Source organism: Saccharopolyspora sp. NPDC049357 (genome assembly GCF_040677225.1).
Lineage (GTDB): Bacteria > Actinomycetota > Actinomycetes > Mycobacteriales > Pseudonocardiaceae > Saccharopolyspora.
Genome location: NZ_JBFAQJ010000086.1, coordinates 1 through 3,881 on the forward strand (window position 1 = coordinate 1; position 3,881 = coordinate 3,881).

General features: G+C 69.5%; 1 protein-coding gene. It reads left to right on the forward strand.

Going from position 1 to position 3,881, the window contains the following annotated elements; translation table 11 throughout:
• A partial coding sequence (locus AB0J91_RS32880) for a hypothetical protein (RefSeq protein WP_363876900.1) occupies positions 1-3,881 on the forward strand: 3,881 nt, incomplete at both ends.

Consider the following 3,881-nt stretch of genomic DNA (forward strand, 5'->3'; position numbering starts at 1 on the left):
AACGTCGAGAACCGGGATTACGTGCCCGGGTACCGGGGGTACGACCCGCACGCCGATCCCACCAGCGGTTTCACCCGAGACACCGATCTCGGGCTCGCCGAACGCTCCCGGCCGAGCCGGTCCTCGCACGAGTCGACCCGCTCGGCGCCGTCGTCCTCGCGCCACCCGACGAGTTCCTCCTCGTCGTCGAGGTACTACCCGACGTCGAACGACAGGTACTACTACGACCGGCGACCGGGACTTCCCCCGGACTCCACGAGCACTCCCGGCGAAGCACCCCGCGCCCAGGACGGCGCCGGCTCGGTTCACGTGCCCAGCGCACTCGCCGACAGCCCCAGGATCCAGGCCCCTGCCGGTCCTGTCAGCACCGAAACCCTGTCCGGCCAGGTCGACCCCAGCGCGGACCGCGTCGTGCTGATCCCGGACTCCGGTGCTCGCGGCATCGACTTCGCCGACAGCGGCACCCGGGTCGCCATGGACCTCGGCAAGGAGGTCGTGGCGCTGGTCGACAACGGTCGCGGCAAGCTCCAGTGGCGCAGCTTCCACCCCGACGGATCCCGGCCGCGCGTGGTTCGCGACGACGCACCCGCCACGACCGACACCACCACGGCGCCCTCGAAGCCCACCGAACCGGCACCGGCTCGCCGGCAGCCGCCGACGTTCGCGGTGGAGGCCGAGCGGTGGAAGCCGCTGGACAACGCCTTCGTGGTGGACAGCAACGGCGACCGCAGGACGATCCAGCGCGGCCCGGCGAGCGGCATCCGGCAGGAAGTCCGCTACAGCCTCACGCCGGAACCGGGTCGCTGGAACTTCGAGACGAAGCTGCACCTGCGTCCGGCTGATGGCGTGAGCGCGGCGGATCTGGCGGCGGTGCGCGCCAACACCGCCGCGGGCATCGAACGGCTGCTCAACCAGCCCGAGAACGTCCTGCCGGGACCCGGTGTCCGCGCGCACGGCCAGGTCACCTTCGTCGACGACCCGGCTGATGCGGATGGTGTCGTCGAGGTGGTGCCGGGTCGGCCGGATGATGTGCAGAATCCGATGGATCAGCATCGGTGGGCGGTGGGTGCGAGTCCGTCGGAGTTCACGCATGAGGTGATGCACTTCTTCGGTGTGCGGGATGCTTATCCGCATCCGCGTCAGTTGTTGAACACTTCGGACAGTCCGGTGCCGGGCGATCTGATGGACACGCGGCGGGATGGTGTCGATTACCGGGTCCTGGATCGGCACATGCAGCAGATCATGGACGTGGCTTCGCCGCACCTGCCTGGGTCTTTGGTGACCGATGGTGTGGTTCCGCCTTCATCGGGCACCACGACGTCCTCCCCGCGCGAGACCAACCCGGCCGACGTTTCTCCCGGCGTCTCGCCCGACGATCGCTACCGCAGCTCGTACGAGTCCTCCCGGTCCCATCATTCCTCGCGCTCGCACCACTCGTCGCGCTCGCACCACTCCTCGTCGAGCCACCGCACACCGACGTACTCCACCTACACGGCCGCACCGGCGCAACCGGCCGGACCCGTGCGGCTCGACAACCCGCAGTTGCGCGCGAACCCACCACGCCCGCGCTGGATGTACCGGGGCGACACGCGTCCGCCGGAGGAGATCTTCCGCAACGGCATGACCTCGTGGGGCCGGGACTACAACCTGGTATCGCACGTGCACGGCGGCGACGCCGCCCGCAACTCCGGATACGTGTCCGTCACGCCGAGTTCCGTTGCCGCGCACCAGTTCGTCGTCCCCGACGGCGGCGAACCGATCCGCCACCACGGCCGTTGGTACGTGCCGATGACGGGGCAGATCTACCAGATCGAGTCTTCGGGCAACATGATCCACATGGCCTCGCAGAACCTGCCGCAGGATCTGCTGGACCGCATGCAGTACCAGACCGAGTGGGACTCCGTCCGGCACATCGACCGGCGCAACATCCACTCCGCGATGACGGTGCGGGGCTACTTCCACCAGGGGCCCGACGGCCGCCGCACGATCCTGCCCGGTACGACGCCGCAACTCACCAACGTGGAGAACCGCTACTACGAGGAGGGTTACCGGGGCTACGACCCGCACGCCGACTCGCGCAGCGGATTCACCCGCCGCACCGACCTCGGACTCGCCCCACCGCCCCCGCCGAGTCGTCACTCGCACGAGTCGAGCCGATCCGTCCCGTCGTCCTCGACGTACCCGACGACCTCCAGCTACTACCCCACGACCAGCTCTTCCTCGTCGACGTATTACGCCCCGTCGAGCAGCAGCTCGTACTACTACTACGACCGGCGGCCTGGCCTCCCGCCCAGCCAGGACGGACCGGTCGACAGCACGAACCGTTCCCACGACCCCGCACCGGCGTCGTCCGTGCCGCGCGACCAGCGCTTCGCCGCGATGCTCGACACCTACCGGGCCGCGCGATCCGCGGTGTCCTCCGGCGTCAACCCCGTCCAGTACCACGCAGACGGCGTTCCCGGCGGTGCCAGCAGCCGGCCCGACGCGCGGTTCGGCACCGAGATCGAGTTCACCGTCCCCGACGAGCACTTCGACGTCGCCGTGCAAGAACTCGGCACCGCCTTCCGAGACGCCGGCCTCGGTGACTGGCGCGACGGTCAGGAACTGGGGTCCGGCCTGGTCAAGAAGGCGCCCGACCGCTGGCGACTGGTGGACGAGGACACCCTCGACAACGGCATCGAGGCGGTGTCGGAGAAGCTCGGCGGCGACTCGCGCTCCTGGCAGCGCTTCGGAACGGCAGCCGACATCATCCGCTCCGTCGTGGAGAAGTACGGCGGCTCGGTCGACGAGGGCGGCGGACACGTCAACGTCAGCTTCGACGGCACGCCCTTCACGCCCCGGGCCAGCGTGGCGCTGGCTGGACTGGCCAAGGCGCGCGAGCAGTCGCTGTACCGGATGGCGAACTCCACGATGGGCGGACGCCAGCGCGAACTCCGCGCCGTCGGCGCGATGCCCGTCCCTCCCCGCGCCCACGCCCTGCAGACCCCGGACGACGTTCGCACCCTGAACTCCAGCCGCAACGAAGGTCTCAACTTCGAGCACGTCCAAGGCGGTCCCCACGACCGCTGGGAATTCCGGATGTTCCCCAGCAGCACCAACAAGGGGGAGTGGCAGGGTCGCGTGGAACTCGCCTCGGCGATGGTCGCCGCAGCGCAGGACCCGGCCACCCACGACCGCATCGAGGAACTGCTGACCGACCCGAGGCTGCTCGGCGACGAAACCGGTGACCGCTCGGAGGAAGCCCAGCTCAACGACCTGCTGGACCTGCTGGAGGTGCTGCCGCTGAGCAAGGCGGCGGAACAGCAGATCGTCGAGCTGTTCGCGGCCACCGAACCCTGGCAGCGCAGCGGCGCCACCGACGACTTCCAGACCTTGGCGGTGCCCACCCGCGACGGGCTGCACTACCCGAGCCCGACCGAGGACGTGTCGGCACTGGTCCAGCAGGGCCGCGACACCAACCCGAACCCGGACGAGCAGGTCATCCGCGTGACCCCCAGCCAGGACGGCGATCACGTCACCCTCTGGGACGGCAAGGAGCACACGCCGAGGGACTTCGCCAACTACGTGCGGCTGCACCCCGGATTCGACCAGGACCGCAGGGTCGTGCTGGAGACCGGGAACACCGACGTGCGCGCGATCCAGGACGTCTCCCGCCTGCTGGGCAACGCCGAGATCCGGCCCCGCCAGGAGTCCGCTCCGAAGACCGACTCGGCTGACATCTCGCCCGGTCTGCCGCCGTCGGACGGGTCCCGGCACTCCTCGCGCTCGCGTCGTTCGCACGAGTCCTCGCGGTCGCATCACTCGTCGAGGTCGCATCACTCGTCGCATTCGCATTCGTCGTCGGGTCGGCCGTCGTATTCGACGTACACGGCGGTTCCGTC